General features: G+C 66.0%; 18 protein-coding genes. 1 reads left to right on the forward strand and 17 read right to left on the reverse strand.

Going from position 1 to position 16,692, the window contains the following annotated elements:
• Positions 1 to 111 precede the first annotated feature (111 nt).
• On the forward strand, positions 112 to 1,722 hold the full coding sequence (locus tag ICL81_RS01265) for a hypothetical protein (protein WP_251381605.1): 1,611 nt from the start codon (positions 112 to 114) through the stop codon (positions 1,720 to 1,722).
• Positions 1,723 to 1,804: 82 nt separating this feature from the next.
• Here ICL81_RS01265 and ICL81_RS01270 read toward each other — a convergent pair whose 3' ends face one another.
• The 17 genes from ICL81_RS01270 to ICL81_RS01350 form a co-directional block, all read right to left on the reverse strand.
• Positions 1,805 to 3,721, reverse strand: coding sequence for a cation-translocating P-type ATPase (locus tag ICL81_RS01270; RefSeq protein ID WP_215394724.1), 1,917 nt, complete (start codon positions 3,719 to 3,721; stop codon positions 1,805 to 1,807).
• Complete coding sequence (locus ICL81_RS01275) at positions 3,718 to 4,077, reverse strand: helix-turn-helix transcriptional regulator (RefSeq protein ID WP_007633539.1); 360 nt, start codon at positions 4,075 to 4,077, stop codon at positions 3,718 to 3,720. Before ICL81_RS01275 ends, ICL81_RS01270 begins: the two co-directional genes overlap by 4 nt.
• Positions 4,078 to 4,312: 235 nt before the next feature.
• A complete protein-coding gene (locus tag ICL81_RS01280; RefSeq protein WP_188033182.1) occupies positions 4,313 to 5,782 on the reverse strand; it encodes an ATP-binding protein in 1,470 nt (489 codons plus the stop codon).
• Positions 5,779 to 6,273 (reverse strand): hypothetical protein, encoded by a 495-nt coding sequence (locus ICL81_RS01285; protein WP_124973997.1) that lies wholly within the window; start codon positions 6,271 to 6,273, stop codon positions 5,779 to 5,781. The genes ICL81_RS01280 and ICL81_RS01285 overlap by 4 nt, the downstream gene beginning before the upstream one ends.
• Positions 6,274 to 6,301: 28 nt before the next feature.
• Positions 6,302 to 7,747, reverse strand: coding sequence for an SCO6880 family protein (locus ICL81_RS01290; protein WP_188033183.1), 1,446 nt, complete (start codon positions 7,745 to 7,747; stop codon positions 6,302 to 6,304).
• A gap of 9 nt (positions 7,748 to 7,756) precedes the next feature.
• Positions 7,757 to 9,130 (reverse strand): conjugal transfer protein TrbL, encoded by a 1,374-nt coding sequence (locus tag ICL81_RS01295; RefSeq protein ID WP_185715075.1) that lies wholly within the window; start codon positions 9,128 to 9,130, stop codon positions 7,757 to 7,759.
• A gap of 37 nt (positions 9,131 to 9,167) precedes the next feature.
• Entirely contained in the window at positions 9,168 to 9,437 is a 270-nt protein-coding gene (locus ICL81_RS01300; RefSeq protein ID WP_188033184.1) for a DUF6112 family protein, read from the reverse strand.
• Positions 9,438 to 9,563: 126 nt separating this feature from the next.
• Positions 9,564 to 9,827, reverse strand: coding sequence for a DUF6112 family protein (locus ICL81_RS01305; RefSeq protein WP_124974001.1), 264 nt, complete (start codon positions 9,825 to 9,827; stop codon positions 9,564 to 9,566).
• Positions 9,824 to 10,552: a M23 family metallopeptidase gene (locus ICL81_RS01310; RefSeq protein ID WP_188033421.1), complete on the reverse strand. Its 729-nt coding sequence runs from the start codon at positions 10,550 to 10,552 to the stop codon at positions 9,824 to 9,826. The genes ICL81_RS01305 and ICL81_RS01310 overlap by 4 nt, the downstream gene beginning before the upstream one ends.
• 12 nt (positions 10,553 to 10,564) lie before the next feature.
• Positions 10,565 to 11,275, reverse strand: coding sequence for a hypothetical protein (locus ICL81_RS01315; RefSeq protein ID WP_124974005.1), 711 nt, complete (start codon positions 11,273 to 11,275; stop codon positions 10,565 to 10,567).
• Between the two features lie 41 nt (positions 11,276 to 11,316).
• Complete coding sequence (locus tag ICL81_RS01320) at positions 11,317 to 12,375, reverse strand: ParB N-terminal domain-containing protein (protein WP_188033185.1); 1,059 nt, start codon at positions 12,373 to 12,375, stop codon at positions 11,317 to 11,319.
• Positions 12,375 to 13,217, reverse strand: coding sequence for a hypothetical protein (locus ICL81_RS01325; protein ID WP_124974009.1), 843 nt, complete (start codon positions 13,215 to 13,217; stop codon positions 12,375 to 12,377). Before ICL81_RS01325 ends, ICL81_RS01320 begins: the two co-directional genes overlap by 1 nt.
• 95 nt (positions 13,218 to 13,312) lie before the next feature.
• On the reverse strand, positions 13,313 to 13,795 hold the full coding sequence (locus ICL81_RS01330) for a hypothetical protein (RefSeq protein WP_124974011.1): 483 nt from the start codon (positions 13,793 to 13,795) through the stop codon (positions 13,313 to 13,315).
• Entirely contained in the window at positions 13,792 to 14,544 is a 753-nt protein-coding gene (locus ICL81_RS01335; protein WP_235829338.1) for a DUF2637 domain-containing protein, read from the reverse strand. Before ICL81_RS01335 ends, ICL81_RS01330 begins: the two co-directional genes overlap by 4 nt.
• The gene (locus ICL81_RS01340) at positions 14,495 to 15,424 is read right to left on the reverse strand and encodes a bifunctional DNA primase/polymerase (RefSeq protein WP_124974013.1); all 930 of its coding nucleotides are present in this window, start codon (positions 15,422 to 15,424) and stop codon (positions 14,495 to 14,497) included. Before ICL81_RS01340 ends, ICL81_RS01335 begins: the two co-directional genes overlap by 50 nt.
• The gene (locus ICL81_RS01345) at positions 15,424 to 15,579 is read right to left on the reverse strand and encodes a hypothetical protein (RefSeq protein ID WP_188033186.1); all 156 of its coding nucleotides are present in this window, start codon (positions 15,577 to 15,579) and stop codon (positions 15,424 to 15,426) included. The genes ICL81_RS01340 and ICL81_RS01345 overlap by 1 nt, the downstream gene beginning before the upstream one ends.
• A gap of 213 nt (positions 15,580 to 15,792) precedes the next feature.
• The gene (locus ICL81_RS01350; protein ID WP_124974014.1) at positions 15,793 to 16,686 is read right to left on the reverse strand and encodes an AraC family transcriptional regulator; all 894 of its coding nucleotides are present in this window, start codon (positions 16,684 to 16,686) and stop codon (positions 15,793 to 15,795) included.
• Between the last annotated feature and the right edge of the window lie 6 nt (positions 16,687 to 16,692).

Below are 16,692 nucleotides of genomic sequence, written 5' to 3' on the forward strand. Positions count from 1 at the left end.
CCGCCCTTGTGCAACCGCTGCCAGGTCAACCGCGTCGCGTGGAGCAAGCCCCGCATCGACTTCTGCTACGACTGCATGCCCGGAGGCCCGTTCCCGCCGCCACCCTGCGAGATGTGCGGAACGACCACCGACTACTTCAGCCAGGGCCTGTGCCAGCGCTGCCACCCGCGCAGCCCCCACAAGGTCGGCTCCTGCAAGAGCTGCCTCGCGTGGGGCGTGTATCCGCAGCACAACTGGATGTGCTGGTCGTGCCGCTGGTGGCAGACCCACTACCCGAAAGGGGTCTGCAACTACTGCCATCGCGATACCTGGATCGGTGACCGGGGTGCGTGCCGTCTTTGCCTCGAACAGGCCCGGATGCTCCAAGAGCCCGGCCGCGCCCTCGACCTCGCGGGCGCGAACAAACACGGCCAGCAGCTCTTCTTCGCGAACATGCACTTTCAGCGCCGCCGTACTCCGCGCCTCAAGCCTGCGAACGGGTGGAAGACGCCCGGCGGGTGGGGTCGCCCCGGCCCGCCGCCGAAGAAGCTCGCCCTGACCGAGTGGGTGCAGCCCGTCCTCATCGACGTCGCCCCTGACCCCGAGCTGCTGCTCCAGCGCGCCCTGATCGAGAACAGCGAGCTGACCCGATACTGCAACGCGATCGTGCACGAGCACGCCGAACAGTTCGGCTGGTCTGTCCGCCAACGCAACGACGTGATCCGTTCCCTGCGCCTGCTGCAGACCCTCCGCGACAGCCCGACCGCGAAGATCCGCGCCTCCGACGTGCTCCAACTCCCACGCTATGACGGCAACATCGTCTCCACCCTCGACGTGCTCGACGCCGCCGGGCTGCTCATCGATGACCGGCCCCGCTGGATCGACACCTACTTCGCGAACAAGACGTCGCTGCTGCCACAGGTGATGCAGGAGCAGCTCGAGGTCTGGGTGAACGTCATGATCGACGGAGCGACGGCCGCGCCCCGGCAGCGCTCCCGCGACCCGCTGACCGTGAAAGTCCATATCCACGCCGTCGTGCCGGCCGTGACCGCGTGGGCCGAGGCCGGCCATCAGTCGCTCGCCGAGATCAGCCCCGCTCAGATTCGTGACGTGCTGCCCGAGAGCGGGAACCCGCGTGCGCTCATGGAGCGTGGCCTGCGGTCGCTGTTCAAGGTACTCAAAGCTCGCAGGCTCCTCTTCCAGAACCCCACCCGCGGCATGACGTTCACCAAGGTCAACGGCAACATCCCGATGCCGCTGGACACCGCGCTCATCCGTGAGAAACTGAACTCGCCCCACCCCGTGATCGCGTTGGCCGTCGCTCTCGTTGCGTTCCACGCCCTGACCGCGAAACAGGTCTCCGAGCTGCTGCTCACCGACATCGTCGACGGGCGATTGAACGTCGCAGGCCGGAGCATCCCGCTCGCCGCTCCCGTCCGCGAACGCCTCGCCCGATGGCTCGACTACCGCCAGAACAGATGGCCGAACTCGCAGAACCCGCACCTCATCATCCACCAGCGCTCCGCGCCCAGGATGATGGCCGCGAACCGAACCTACCCCTGGCAGCAGGCCGGCATCCGCCCGCAGGCCCTCCGCGAAGACCGCATCCTCGCCGAAGCCCACGCCACCCGCGGCGACGCCCGCGCGATCAGCGACCTCTTCGGCCTCAGCATCGCCGGCACCGACCGCTACATCGACACCCTCGCACACCCCGACCTCACCACCAGCGACCAGCCAGGGTGACGCCGCCGCGCCGGGTCGATTCCGGCCCCAGGGTCGTGCTCTCGCGGACGGTCAGGAGCCAGGTGCAACGGTGGCCGATCCGTCACAGATCTGCGGTGGCGCGGCTCGTGCGGGCGGCGCGGAGCCCGTTGAGGATGACGATCACCTCAGCGATCTCGTGCACCAGCACCACCGCGGCCAGACCCAGGACACCGAACAGGGCGAGCGGGAGCAGCACGACGATGATCATGAGCGACAGGATGATGTTCTGGTTCATGATGTGCCTGCCGCGGCGGGCGTGAGCGAACGCGCGCGGCAGGAGGCGCAGGTCGTGACCGGTGAACGCGACGTCGGCGGACTCGATCGCGGCATCGGAACCTGTCGCGCCCATCGCGATGCCGATATCCGAGGCGGCCAGTGCAGGGGCGTCGTTGATGCCGTCACCGATCATCGCGACCGAGCCGTGCCTGCCCAGCTCGCTGATCGCGGCGGCCTTGTCCTCCGGGCGCAGCTCGGCGCGCACGTCCTCGATCCCGGCCTGCGCGGCCAGCGCGCGGGCGGTGCGGGCGTTGTCACCGGTGAGCATGGTCGCCCCGACACCCTGGGTCGCGAGGGTGCGCACGACCTCTGGGACCTCGGGGCGCAGCTCGTCGCGGACCCCGATCGCGGCGACCGGGAGTCCGTCGCGGTGCACGATGACGACGGTCATGCCCTGCTCCTCCAAGCCGGCGACCTGGTCCTTGAGCGTCCCCGCGTCCAGCCAGCGGGGGCTGCCGACGGTGACCTGGGCCCCGTCGAGGGTGCCTTCGATGCCGTGCCCGGCCTGCTCGGTGACGTCCAAGGCGGCGGGGGCTCCGGGTGAGGCGGCGGTGATCGCGGCGGCCAGCGGGTGGGTGCTGTGCTGCTCCAGGGATGCCGCCCAGGCCAGGGCCTGCGCCTCGTCCACCCCGTCGGCGGTGAGAACGGCGGTGACGGCGGGCTCGTTGCGTGTGAGGGTGCCGGTCTTGTCGACGGCGACGTGGCGGATCACGCCGAACCGCTCGAACACGGCACCGGACTTGATGATCACGCCGAGCCGGCTCGCCGAGCCGATCGCGGCGACGACGGTCAGCGGGACGGAGATCGCCAGCGCGCACGGCGACGCGGCGACGAGCACCACGAGCGCGCGGGTGATCCACAGCCCCGGGTCGCCCAGCAGCGAGCCGATCAGCGCGACGAGAGCAGCGAGGATCAGCACGCCAGGCACGAGCGGCCGGGCGATGCGGTCGGCCAGGCGGGCGCGGTCGCCCTTCTCGGTCTGCGCCTGCTCCACCAGCTCCACGATCGTGGTCAGCGAGTTGTCGGTACCCGCCGCGGTCGTCTCGACCTCCAGGGCACCGGCGGTGTTGATCGCCCCGGCCGACACCGCATCGCCGGGCTCGACTTCCACCGGGATGGACTCGCCCGTGATCGCGGAGGTGTCCAGGCTCGACCGGCCCGTGCGGACGATCCCGTCGGTCGCAATCCGCTCACCCGGACGCACCAGCATCAGCTGACCAACGGCCAGGTCCTTTGCGGCGACCTCCACGGACGCGCCATCCCGCCGGATGGTCGCGGTCTCCGGGACCAGCTTGAGCAGCGCCCGCAGCCCGCCGCGGGCGCGGTCCATCGCCTTGTCCTCCAACGCCTCGGCGATCGAGTACAAGAACGCCAACGCCGCGGCCTCCCCGACGTAGCCGAGGATGACCGCGCCGATCGCGCTGATCGTCATCAGCAGCCCGATGCCCAGCTTGCCCTTGAGCAGCTTGCGGATCGCGCCCGGGGTGAACGTCGACGCGCCCAGCAGCAGGCCGATCCAGAACGCCACCAGTGCCGGGATCTCCGCCCCTGCCCATTCCAGGACCAGACCGGTGCCGAAGGCGACGCCGGAGAACACCGGGACCATGACCCCGCTGTCCCGCCACCACGGACGCTCCCGCCCTTCCTCGGCCTCCTCAACGATCAGAGTGTCGGGCTCGTCGCAGCCGCACGCCGCGCTCACGCGCCCGCTCCCGTCCCGCAGCAGCCCGGCACCGTGCACTCGGCGTCCACGCACGGCGCGTGCTCGTCCACGGCCAGCGTCACGTCTACCAGCGCCGTGAGCGCCGCCGCGAGGTGCGGGTCGGCGATCTCGTAGCGCGTCTGCCGACCCTCCGGCTCGGCGACCACGATCCCGCAATCCCGCAGGCACGTCAGATGGTTCGACACGTTCGACCGCGTCAACTCCAGCTCACGCGAGAGCACCGCCGGGTAGCTCGGCCCGTCCAGCAGGGTCATCAGGATCCGGGAACGCGTCGGATCCGCCATCGCCCGACCCAGCCGGTTCATGACATCAAGACGCGAAGCAATAGTCAGCATGTACTGAACTATACAGTAAGCACTGAACTATTATCGATGATGGCGAACCATGCACCCGCGACCCAGCAGCGGCACTCCCGCCCCCGCGGAGCCCTCACGACACCCGCACCGGCGGGCGCGGTACAGTCGCAGAGGAGGCAGTTCCTCGAACATCCACCCGCACCCACACCAAAACGACGGCACGGGCGGAAGTTCCCGCCAAAACCGTCAATATTCACCGGAACATCTAGGTTTTTTAGCCCATTCGCGTGGTGGTGTCGAACGCTTCGAGTTCGGCAGGATGCAGTTGGTGCTGCGAAACGAAGCTCCTGCCTTTGATCTTCCACAAGCCTTGTCCGACGCCGAGACCGGGCAGCAGCGACTGTTCGGTTCGGGTCAGGCCGAGTGCCTGCGCGGTCGCGCCTAGCTGGTCGGGTTCCTGCCGGTAGATCACTCGAGTCTCGGCGTTTGCGAGTAGCGACGAGGCGAGCGCGCGCATAGCTGAGCCGCTATCGCCTACGTTGTCGAGGTCGCTCAGCTTGTGGAACACGAGCACGTTGGCGATTCCGTAGTGGCGGGCGAGTCTCCACTGGCTGTCCATGCGGCGAAGCAGTGAGGGGTAGGCCATGAGCCGCCAGGCTTCGTCGTAGATCACATACCGCTGCCCGCCTGCCGGATCGAGCAGCGCACCCTCCATCCACGCAGACGAGCAAGTCATGAGCACTGAGGTCAGTGCGGAGTTTTCGACCATGCGCGACAGGTCGAGGCTCACCATTGGCAGCGACGGATCGAAGCGGACGGTCGATGGCCCGTCGAAGATGCCCTGCAAGTCGCCCGCGACGAGTCGCCTGAGCGCGTGCCCGAGTTGGCGACCGTCTTCTTTGAGCCTGCCGTCAGCGTCGCTGCCAGGCTCGAGGATACGGTCGACCACTTGCGGCAGGATGGGCGTGCCGTGCTCACGCATCACCGCGCCAAGCGCGTGGTCAATGCTGGTGTGTTCCAGTGGGGTGAGGGGGCGGGAGAGCATAGTTTCTGCAAGTGCGCCGACGAGTTCACGGCGACGCGCGGTGACCTGAGCCGCCCAGTCTTGATCGCTGATCCCTGCCGCACGATAACCCTCATCGAGCGGATTGAGGCGGTGTGGCAGGCCACGTCCAAGAATGATCGCGCGCCCGCCGACCAGCTCAGCGACGGGAGAGTGCTCGCCTTTCGGATCGCCGGGCACATAGACTCTGCGCCCGAACGGCAGCGCTCTCGTGTAGAGCGATTTCACGAGCGCCGACTTGCCGCTGCCCACGATTCCCGCGATCACAATGTTCGGGGCGGTGATGAGGCCGCGCTGGTAGAGCGTCCACGGGTCATACACGAACGAGGCACCGGAGTAGAGATCCTGCCCGATGAACGCACCGTCTGAGCCGAGGCCGACCTCGGCAAGGAACGGGTACTGCGCCCCGAGCGTCGCCGTCGTGTCTTGATGCTTCGGCAACCGAAACCTGCCAGGAGTGCGCAGCGACTCAGGATACGGCTCGCCCGCTGCGGGGAGATAGACCGTGTTCCGGCGCTCCTCCCGTTCGGCCTCGCGCCTGGCTCGCAGTTCGGCATCTTCACGGGCGCGCGCCTCGTAGCGAAGCTGCGCAGCCGCCCGGCGTCTGGCTTTCTTCAAGCGTCGACGCTCGGCGGTCGGGGCGACGAGCACGCTCGCGTGCAGACGCTCCTCGTCACTCACCGCGACAACCCCGCATCGAGGCTCTGCGGTGCGGCCGTGCGGGAAAGGCCGTGCGCGGCTTTGGGCGCAAGGGTGCCCGAATCGAGCGGCTCCGGCCTGAGATGCGTGGTGACGCTCGCAGCGGGCGGAGCATCGGGGCGATGTGGGGTCGGCCATTCAAGGAGCGAGAGGTGTTCGGAGGTGCGACCCAGGCGGGTCTCGGCACGGTCGACAAACTCTGCGGCTTGGAGAAGGTCACGGGCTGCTTCTTCGATCACCGCGACACCAGAGACGATGGTGCCGCCGGTTCGGATGATCGCCTCATCGTTCCGAGCGATCGCACGCGACGCGAAACTCCTGAACACGTCGGGCAGCAGCCGAGAGATGCCGAGCAGTTCACGGTTCAGATCGTAGAGTTCGCGGAGTGGGGTGTCACGAACGGTGTGCGCGAGGTAACGGAGTGCATCGTAGGCGGCGGTCGCCGCTTCGCGCGGGGTCTCATATTCAGGCATCAGTGGTGTCCAATCAGTCGGGGCGGGTTCAGATGGGGCGGGCGAGCGGGAGGGCTGCGGCGGCGAACGCGCGGGCCTGCTGCCCGACCAAACGACGGCATTCGCAGGAGGCTTGGATTGCGGCCTGTTCGACCGCGGCGACCGCTGCCTCGAGTTCCTCGCTGGTTGAAGCTGTGACCGAGATGAGGCCGGTGACGCGGGCGAGGCCGTGCCCGGCAGAGAGGTCGGCCTCTTGCTGCATCACGTCGACGTACTCGGCAGCAGTCGCAGCGTCTTCGATCTGCCCGATCTTCTGCCGCTGCGTCTTATCCGAAATCAGTTCGGTGCGTTTGCGCCGCAGATCACGCGCCGCTTGATCGGCGCGCACCGGCAGGTAGTGCAACGAGAGAGTGCGCAGGATCCCCGACGAGAGCACGAGGGGTGAGAGGAAGCCTGGGTAGACCTGGCTCCTGGGCCATTCGCTGACCCACAACACTGCATGATGCGCACTGTCAGACCTGATCGACTCCCACCGTTCTGTGACAGCGACCGGGCCAGCGGTAGCGAGGTCGCGTCCGAGCTCGCCGTGACGTTCGAGCGCGGCAGCGGTCGCGGGATCGTAGGCTGCGCGCAGCACCATTGCGACATCGCCTGGGGTGAGCCACCCATCAACCTGCAGGTCTGCGGCACGAATCGCCGCGACCAGGGTGTGCATCTCTTGCCGCAGCACCTGTGCAGCCCCGCGCACGCCGCCGCCTGCGGTGCGGATCGCGCGTGCCGCGAGGCGCATATCGAGCGAGAGCGAGACGGTCGTGGCGTGCCGTTCCCCGGTGGGGCCCGCCCGGTCGATGAGTTCGCCATAGACGGTCGCCGCCCACGAGCCGTCAGCGTTGCCGTGCTCCTGCCACCATTGCGCAAGCCCGGTGCCGGAATCGGGCAGGGTGCGTTCCGACACCTGGATGCGGGCGATCCTGCCCGACCTGCACGCGGAAGCGAGCACTCTGCCCCAGCCGTCGACGCGGCGCTGCTGGTCGCCTGGATCGAGCAGCACGAACGCGGGGTGGGAGACTCCGAGGATTGCCGTCAAGAGGTGCTGGTGCGGGTCATGGATCATCGCCGCCCCGGTCTCATCGTCCACCCACTCCCGCAACGCGGCGGCATCGCCGGGAAGCGCGAGCGTGCCCTCGGGGCGAAGCCGCATAAGGGCACGTCGATACTCGGTCTGTCCGCTCGCTTGCTTCTGCCACCACCGCAGCACGATCGGCGCCCACTCGACGATCTTCCGCCCGCCAATCGGTACAGTCGCGGTGACAGCGGCAAGCCCCCAAACCGGGGCAGTCCAGGCAAGCCCCGCACCACCCGTGACGTAGAGGCCACCGACTGCGGCGACGAGACCGATCCCGAGCGTGACCAGCTGGGGCAGGGAGAGACCGAGCATCACGCCCCGCTTGGTGAGGCGCGAGAACTGCACGGTCGACAACTCGAACTCAGACATGACCGCTCCTTACGCTTTCGGGGTCGAACTATCGCCAGGGTTCGTGCTTGGGCCAGGCGGCAGCGCGCGAGGCGGCGGTACCTGCCCGTGGCGTGCGGGAGGCGGAGCCGAACTCTGCCCCGGCGTGCTCGCGCCCTCCATCTGACTGTCAGCCTGCTGCGCGACCTGACTGCCAAGCTCCGGGCCGAGGGTCGCGGCCTTCTTCGCCGCTGCCGCACCGAGCGCTATCCCAACACCAATCGGCCCGCCCGCAGCACCCGCGCCAACGCCCGCCCCGGTGCCAGTCCCAGCACCTGTACCTGCACCAGTACCGGCTCCAGCGCCAGCACCGCCTCCCGGCGGGGGCGGCGGGGGCGGCGGATTACCACCACCGCCCCCGCCAGAGGGCGGCTTATCGCCGCCACCCGAGCCGCTCGAATCGCCGAGAACACGAGATGGATTCCCAGGCATCCGATTCGGCACAGGCACCGGTCGGTTGAGCGCTTGCTTCGCTTCGGACTCGGTGGACATGGCGTGGTAGTAGTCGGTGCCGAGCCACGAGATCGCCTTGTAGGTGATGTACGGGGCGAAGGCGGCAACCGCGAGGAGCACGATCCCCGCGAGCGGGTCAGTGAGCGCCTGGATGTCGAGGGCGATGGGCACAGAAATCTGTGCAATAGCGACCAGTAGGATCACGGTCAGCACGAGTTTCGAGACGATGAGCGCGACCACGAACATCAGCCATTTCCCCGCCCACCCGCGCGTGGTATCCCAGGAGAACCCCGCCAGTGCGAGCGGCGCGAGCGCGACCGTCAGCAGGAGCAGGCTCTTTCGCACGAGCAACGAGAACCACACGATCGCAGTCGCCGCGATTGACAGGCCGCCGAGGAACAGCGTGACGATTGCTCCGATACCTGGGGAACCGAGGTTCAACGTAGTCAGTGCGGTAATGAGCATCGTGATCTTGTCGCCCATTGACTGCATCGAGTTCCCGGTCGCTTGCACAATGCCGAGGCACAGCTGATCCACGATCTCTAATCCCAGCGCGACGAGCGAGACCGCGACGAACGAACCGAGGATGCTCTTCCCGAGGCCGATCCCGGCACGGGCGAGACCACCGGGTTCTCGTTTCACCACAGCGGTGATGAGTTGGAAGCAGGCCAGCAGCAGAGCGATCATGACGCCGATGCCGAAGATGAGATTGTAGACGCCGACGAACTCGCCACTGGTGACGTCGACCATCGTGGTTGAGTCGAATACGATCCAGAGGCCTTGGATGAACCAGGCCGCAGTCTGGCCGACACCATCGGCGATCCACTGGATCGGAGCGGCAGCGACCATCGCGGTGGTCTCATCTGCGGCATCGCACAGCAGCGAGAGAATGGGCTGCTCACACAGACTCATTAGAGACTCTTTCGTTCATCAGATCGGCGGGTGGCGGTTAGACCGACTGGCCGACATCCCAGAAAAAATTGATCAAGGTCACGGCCGCCCCGCACAGCACGGCTGCGCCGCAGCAGATCAGCACACCCGTCTTCCCTCGGCCCGCCAAATGCGGGTTCGACGAGTTCGCACCAAACGCCCAGACCACGGCACTGATAATCAAGCCGAGCGCGGACAGGATGAGTCCGAAAGTCATGACTGCGCCGACGATCAATCGGAGGGCGTCGACGCCCGGCAGCCCGGACGAGTTGGGGTCGATGTCGATCATGGGTGAGGCTCCTCACAGCTCTCAAGACGGGAAGGGAACACCGATGAGGTACCTGCCGAATCCCGAACACAAGTCGGGCCTGACAGTGACGCTCATGCGTCTGCCAGGCCCGAGTGGTGAGGGCGGTTAGAGGGTGGAGCCGTAGCTGAGGAAGAGGTTCACGATTGCGACAGCAGCTCCGGCCATGAGTGCACCGCCGAGTGCGACGAGCACACCGACGCGGCCGCGCATCGCGGTGTTCGGATTCCCGCCCCAGGTACCCAGCGCCCACGCCACACTCGAGATGATGAACATGAGAGCGCTCACAATGAGCACGAACATGAGCGCAGCACCGATCACTTCCTCGAAGCCGCCCAGATCGAGGGAGCCAAAATCGGGAAAGACATTCATGCCGCGACCGCCTCGCGCGAACCCTCTTCGGCCGGTGCATCGCCGTCTTCGCTGCCGGGGTCGGCGTCCTCTTCATGGGTGGTGCAGCCTGCACGGCCGGGAGCCTCGCTGCCGGGGCCGGTGAGGTCGATCGCTCCGTGTGCGGCGAGCCACGGCTCCGGGTCGATGGCCTGCCCGTGCGTGCCACCGGGCCGCACTTCGAGATGCAAATGCGGCCCGGTCGAGTAGCCGCTCGATCCGACATCGGCGATGTGCTGGCCAGCGGTCACCCGATCGCCTGCAGAGACATGGATGCCGTGCGCCCACATATGCACATACGCGGTCGCGATCCGCTCTCCGCCGATGGTGTGCTCGATCGTGATAAGGCCACCCCAGCCGCCGTCGATCCCGGCGAAGGTGACGATGCCGTCAGCGACGGCGAGAATCGGTGTGCCGTCAGGGGCCGCGAGATCGAGACCGTAGTGGTAGCTTTGCTCTCCGCTGATCGGGTCGATGCGAGGCCCGAACCTGTCAGTGACGACGTAGGTGCCTTGCGCCATCGGGAACACGATGCTCTTCGACTCGGGCGGAGCCTCGGTCGATACAGCCCCGCCACCGCCTCCGGTGGTCTGCGTGGTCGGCACCGTGCAGTTCCCGTTCCCTGGCACGGCGACCAGCACCAGGCTGAGCAGCCCTGCGCTCGGAGCGAGCGCGAGCGCCGCGAGAAACGCGAGGATCTTCTTCATCACCGACCTCGCTTACCGCAGCGGCGTATCGAGTGCCGTCAACCGCAGCAGACGGCACTGCTCATACGACGGCTTACAGGCCACGAACATGGTGAACGCGACCGGATGCTCGGTCGTCACCACTTCACCATCCCAGACCCCGGATCGGTGCCTCGTACCGTCGACGGTGTAAGCGATCGTGCCGGGCTGCAGCGCATCCTCTCGGGCCTGCCGTACAACGTCGGTCCAGCCATCAGGCACGCCAATCGTGTCGATCTCGAGGTGCTGCCGAGTCTCGTACTGTTGCAACTCTTTCCAGGCCGCGTTGTTCGGCAGGTAGGTAGTGAGGTCTTTCACCAACCCGTTGGTTTCCAGATTGTCGGGATCGGAGCCTTGATCGAGGATCGACTGCACATAGTCGACCGGGAGATACCCGTCGTTCGTATCCCACGCGAAGATCGCGGAAGCGACCGATTCCGCGAAGCGATCAGCGTCCCCGGTCTGCGCGACCTTCCCGAACACTGGCCGGGCCTGCTCAGCCGGTTCCGTCGCATCGGGGGCTGTGGTGGTGCCGACCATTGGTGTCAGCTCGTCGTCGGGTGGGCCGAGCAGCAGCCCAATCGTGGCGATGACGAGGACGAATAGGAGCCCGGTGCCGAGCACCGTAGCCACGATCATGCGCAACCGACGCGCCCGCTCAGAATCAGTGGCCGGTTGCTGCGGTAAGGGAGTGCGACGTTTCATACCGCACAGGTACGAGACTGCACCCCGGACACCGGCTCAGGTCAGGCGGCAGCGCGGGCGTTCTGGAGTTCGGTGGCGAAGCGCATCGTGCCCTCAGCGATGGAGACGAACAAGTCGAGCTGCTCGCCGGAGAGCTCTCGCACCATCTGCTCGACATCGTAGTACCGCCACCAGCCGTCGAGTTCGCTCCAAGTCGCCCAGAACGCGCGGGAACTGCGCAGCTTCGGCACCTCATCACCCGCTGTGACCGCAGTGCGCGGTTTGGATGGGTGCTTCGAGCCACTGCTCCCTTTCACTCGTTCAAGGGCAGCTCGGGCGAGACGTTCCATCTCAGCGGCTTTCAGATCCGACTGGCGGGCGCGAGCCGCCTCACGGCCTGCGCTTTCGCGCACGCTCTCAGGCTGGGTGGGATCGGCCGCGATGCGATCGAGCTCGTCAAGCGACAGGGCGGCGTTCATGCGCTGATGCGAGGCCAGTACCCCGGCCCCATCCCGAATCCGGGCAAGCTCGGCCTCGGCCTGGCCGCGAACCGCCGCCGAGGCGGTGCCGTCAGCGGCGAGGTCTTCGATGCGGTTCACTCGTTCGAGCATCTGATGGGAGTCACGCCCGGTGACCATGCGGGCTGCCTGTTCGCGTGCTTTCCCGTATTCGTGTGGTGCTGACGGTGGTGGTGAATCACCACCACCGGAGATTCCTGCGAGTCCGGGCTGCGCGCCGAAGCGAGTCGCGGCTTGCCGCAGCGCGGCTTCTTCCTCGAGCACGGCCTTCAGTTCGCGGTAGAGCGCGGCAGCTTCCAGGGTGGTGAGGGGCTTGTGCAGGGCATGATCGGCGTGTTCGCTGAGCAGCTGGCCGAGCCGGTCAGAGAGGCCTGAGCGCACCCATACGTTGATGGTGCGCCAGCCGAGTTTCCGTGCGGCAGCGACCCGGCGCACCCCGATCAACACGAACCCTTCCGGGGTGATCGTTGGCGGTTGCAGCAGCCCGTGCTCAGACAGCGACTTCGCCAGCAGGTCGAGATCGCCAAGGTCGCTGCGATGCCGGGTGCCAACCAAGAGCGAGTCGAGCGCCCGATCCAACTGAATCCCGTACTGGCCGCTCATCACGCACCGCCAGGTTTCGGGGCAGACTCCACGATCTGCCGCACCAGGTGTTCGTCACTCAGCAGTTCGGGAAAGCTCTCACCGATGACGATTCGCATGAACAGGCCACGGCCCGCGTTCGTTGCTGCGTAGGCCGGGTTCTGAGTGCCCAGCAGCACCGCGACAACGGTGTTCCAGGCATCCTTCTTCACGTCGAGGAGCGCGAGGGCGAGACGGTCGCGGCGCAGCACGTCGAACGCGCTCGTACGGCTCCCGAGTCTCTCAAGGCCTTCGTAGATGTACCAGATCACATTCCGGGCCGTTGATTCCGGCCAGCAGAGCCGTGAGAACAGGAATACTGCCTGCTCGATCATGGTCACCTCGGGAGAAGGTTCTTCTTCGCCTGCGTCCTCAATGCGAGGCTCACCGACTTGGAACGCTGGGTTCCATTCGAGCAGCGCCTGGTCGCGGTCTGCAAACCGTTCCGCATCATGATTCGCGGAGACCTCAGACTTGCGGGCCTTGTCGACCGAGCAGAGCAGCCCCTGGCCGCGCTGCTCATAGATGCACGTCAGCCGTACCGCCTCGGTGACCACGGCCCACGGGTTGTCGGCGCGGGCGGTGCCGGGTTTCCGCATCGCCTCGAACGCGGCGGTCACTGCCTCCCAACGGTCAAGGCCGTACTTGCGGGCAAGACGCGCATACTTGCCTGCGGTGAACTTCGCGAGCTCATGCGCCTCGGTATCGTGCCGCCACGCGCCGGGGCCAGCCTCCTGCAAACGAATGAGCAACGCCCGCAGCCCCTCCGGGGTCTCGAACTCGTGATCCTCGGGCGAAGCAGCGGCGATAAGTGTTCTGGTCATGATGGCGCACCTCCTACAGGAGACGTGCGATCCTCATCCCGAACGAGCAGAACCAATCTGAGAGCGATACCGTGCATGATCCATCACCGTCACCATCAGCCCCGAGAAATCGTTTCGGGTTCCGGCATCGAGCGGTGCGGCGCATCCTGACCAAACGGGTTCATCGGAGCGAGATGCCAGGTGCCCTCACGCACCTCCCGATGGAAGTCTCCGACCTTGCCTCGGGCACGCTCCGAGAGCGCGGCGGTGAGATCCATGCCGCGAGCGGTCACTCGCGCCCCGGCCTCCGCGAAGAGGTCGGTCGGGCGTTTCCACGCCACCCGCACCCCGGCCGGTTTCTCCGGTTCCGGGCCGACAATATCGGCAGGATCATCCGTCACCCGAGCATCGAAGCCTCCCTCCAACTCGAGCGCATCCTCGACCACTTCGGCGTCGTAAATGAGTTCAGGGGAAGGTGTGTGCCGGACGAGTTTGGTATCTTCGATCAGCTCGGCCTCGATGATCTCTTCCTCGGCGTAAAGGTCAAGATGGGACGGAAAACGATACGGCGACATCGCGCCGGATGCAGGGGTGGTCATGATGGGGTCTCCTGTTCTTCGACGGGTTTGAGTAGCCAGCGGCCGACGGTGCTGCGATCAACACCGAACAACCGGGCAATCTGGGAGTTGTTGAGGCCGAGACCACGCAGCGTCGACGCCACGGTGCGCCGCTCTTCGGCATTGACCTCGGCAAGCGGAGCCTCAACGTCAATCTCGGGGTCGGGCGCTGGCTGGTGAGTCTCTACCGCGCGGAGTTGTGCGTCTGCCTGCGCTGCTTCTGCGGCGACAGATTCATGGTGGGCGGCGACCTGGAGCACGGTTCGGGAATGACGAATCAGGATCGCCGTGAGATGTGTCGAAGCGACCAGCACGATGGGAGGGACGGAGGCGACCGAGCCTGCGAGCAGTCCCGAAACTTCGGGGTCGGCTGCCACCAGCGCGTGAACCGCGTTCGCGGCGACCGATACCCCCGCACCGAGGATGAGCAGTAGCCACGGGTACCAGATCACGCGGGTGCCAGCGAGGGTGAATACCGCGACCGTTGCCACGACGATGATGCCGTCCACGATGAGCGGCCACAGCCAGGCGAGGTCGCGGTCGATGCCGCTGCGCGCGGCGAGGTCGTGCAGTGCGGTGAAGCTCAGCACGAACGCGGCAGCCGCCAACAGCACCGTGCCGGTCTCGGCGGCGAGCACCGCAAGCCTCAGACCACGAGACGAAATATGCGGGCAATTCATCTCAGCGCCCCAACCCGGCCGATGATGCGGCAGAACGCGATGCAGGCTCATAGCTCCAAGACCGCCGTGCTGCCGACGCTGCTGCATCGGCTTTTCTCGGCCCGGTCTTCTGGTATGCCGACTCAACCGTGCGCGTGATCTCCTGCACCCCAAGCCCCGCCTGCTCAGCGGCAGGACCCAGCACTGAGAGTGTTTCCGGCAGCGCGTACCCGTCTTCGACCATGCGGCACGCCATATAGAACAGGCCAGCGTTGCGTTCGCCCTCAGCCAGCCCCGCAACCCAAGCCGCACGCCGCTCAAGACTCACCCCGCGACGCTGACCACTGAACTGCGATGGAGGAAACTGTCGGCGAGGACGAAGAGGTGCCAGGAATCTTCGAAGCGTGACCGCATCGACCGGCGAGGTCGCGGCGACGCTCTGCGCACTGAGCGCATACACCCCGCTCGAACCATCAGGGTACGAGACCCTGGACGGAGGAACGAGAACATAGCCGCCCTCGCCACGGAAATCTATCTGCGCTGATGCTGCCTGCCAGTTCCGCTGCTCCCGTGCAGGGCTAGCAGGATAGTAGACGTGCAGGCCACCCGAGGGGGTCGTAACGAGCGCCGTCCACCCGTGCAGCAGGCCAGCATCACGAGCACGCTTGAACGATGCCAATCCGAGGTCAGATTCGCCGTGCCGATCAACGTCAACAACCTCAACACCCGACGCCCTGCCGGTCGGCACCGCGACATTCGCGTCAGGCCACCGCCGCCACCACGCCTCGACTTGCTTCAAATTCGTCGTGGCTGCTTGAAAGCCACCCGGCACGAGCGGCCGCTTCGAGCCGGGCACACAGGGAAACACCGGTACCCCGGCCTCGGTAAGACGAAGTGTGGCATCGTGCATTGTCAGGCCGTTGAGCTCCGCGAAAAGCCTGCCGGTATTCATCAGACACCCCGCGCCCTGCCAGCGGCCAGCAACTCATCGGCCGCTGCTTCAGTGGTCGCCGCCTCGATCGGCTCTGCCAGTTGCTCGTTGAGTTCTTTGAGCTTCGCTTCACGCGCGGCCCGAGATTCTCCAACAGTCCTTTGTGGTGCATCCATGATCCGCCTTCCTCTGTAGCGGGCTGCGCAAACGGTTGGCAGCCTTGTCACCATGAGGTGCGCCGGGAAGAGCGAGGATTGAGGAGAATCAATGACCGTCAAGCTCAACGCCGAACCCGACTAGTCCTTCCTGTCCTATCAACGCACAAGCCGAGAATACAGGTTTCTGCCCGCATGATGCGGTGAACGCAGCTATGAATGCGGAGACCACCACTATTGCTGTGGTGGTTGCTCCCATTGCAGGCATATGACTCGGTATCTGCTGGGTGTCACTCCGAGCGCGCGACGAAACTGTAGGGAAGCGTAACCCACGTGTCCCCAGCCCACCCGTGCCGCGATCTCAGAGACCGTGAGATTGGTGCTTCGCAGGAGCAGCGCCATCTCTTCGACTCGGAGCCGTGCAAGGTACTCGAAGGGGCTGCTGCCAAATGAGGCCACGAATACGCGCCCGAGTTGAGACGGTGAGAGATGCACCTGAGTGGCAAGGTCTTCGAGGGTCCAGCGCTGACGCAGGTTTGCCCGAATCAGCTCCGCAGCGACGCGAGCCTCATTCCGCAGTGCAAGAAAGCGGCGCTGCTCGATTTGATCAGTGCGCCACTTCTCAACTTTCATCGCCTGTTGCCCCGAACTCAGGAACGGTAACAGTGCGTCAAGGACCAGGGAGAGCACCGATTGCGCACGGTAGAACCGCTCGGAGGCGATGCCCTCCTGGCTCATGACCGTGAGTTCATCGAGCCAAGCCGCGATCTGTTCCAGTTGTGTGTGCCCGAGATGGAACTGTTGGGAGTGATTCGTGAACAGCACATCGAAAAAGTGCTTTACTTCCAGCCGATCGACAAAATGTGTGGCGCATTGCCAATACACCAAGTCGATGAGGTAGTCACGGTCAATATAGAGCGTCGATACTGTGACTCGAGGTTCGGGGGCAGCGCAACAGAGCGTGTGTGCTGAGACAACAATCACATCACCGGGGACAACTCGCGCTGTGTTCGCGCCGCACGCAAGTGTGGCAATTCCCTCTCTGACCAGGATGAACTTGACGCAGTCAAAGGCCGCCGGCGGCACATCTGACGCGATCGTCATCGTTCGCGCGGCAAAGGGGGTCAAGATGCG

It is taken from the genome of Leucobacter sp. cx-328, assembly GCF_014530035.1.
GTDB lineage: Bacteria > Actinomycetota > Actinomycetes > Actinomycetales > Microbacteriaceae > Leucobacter.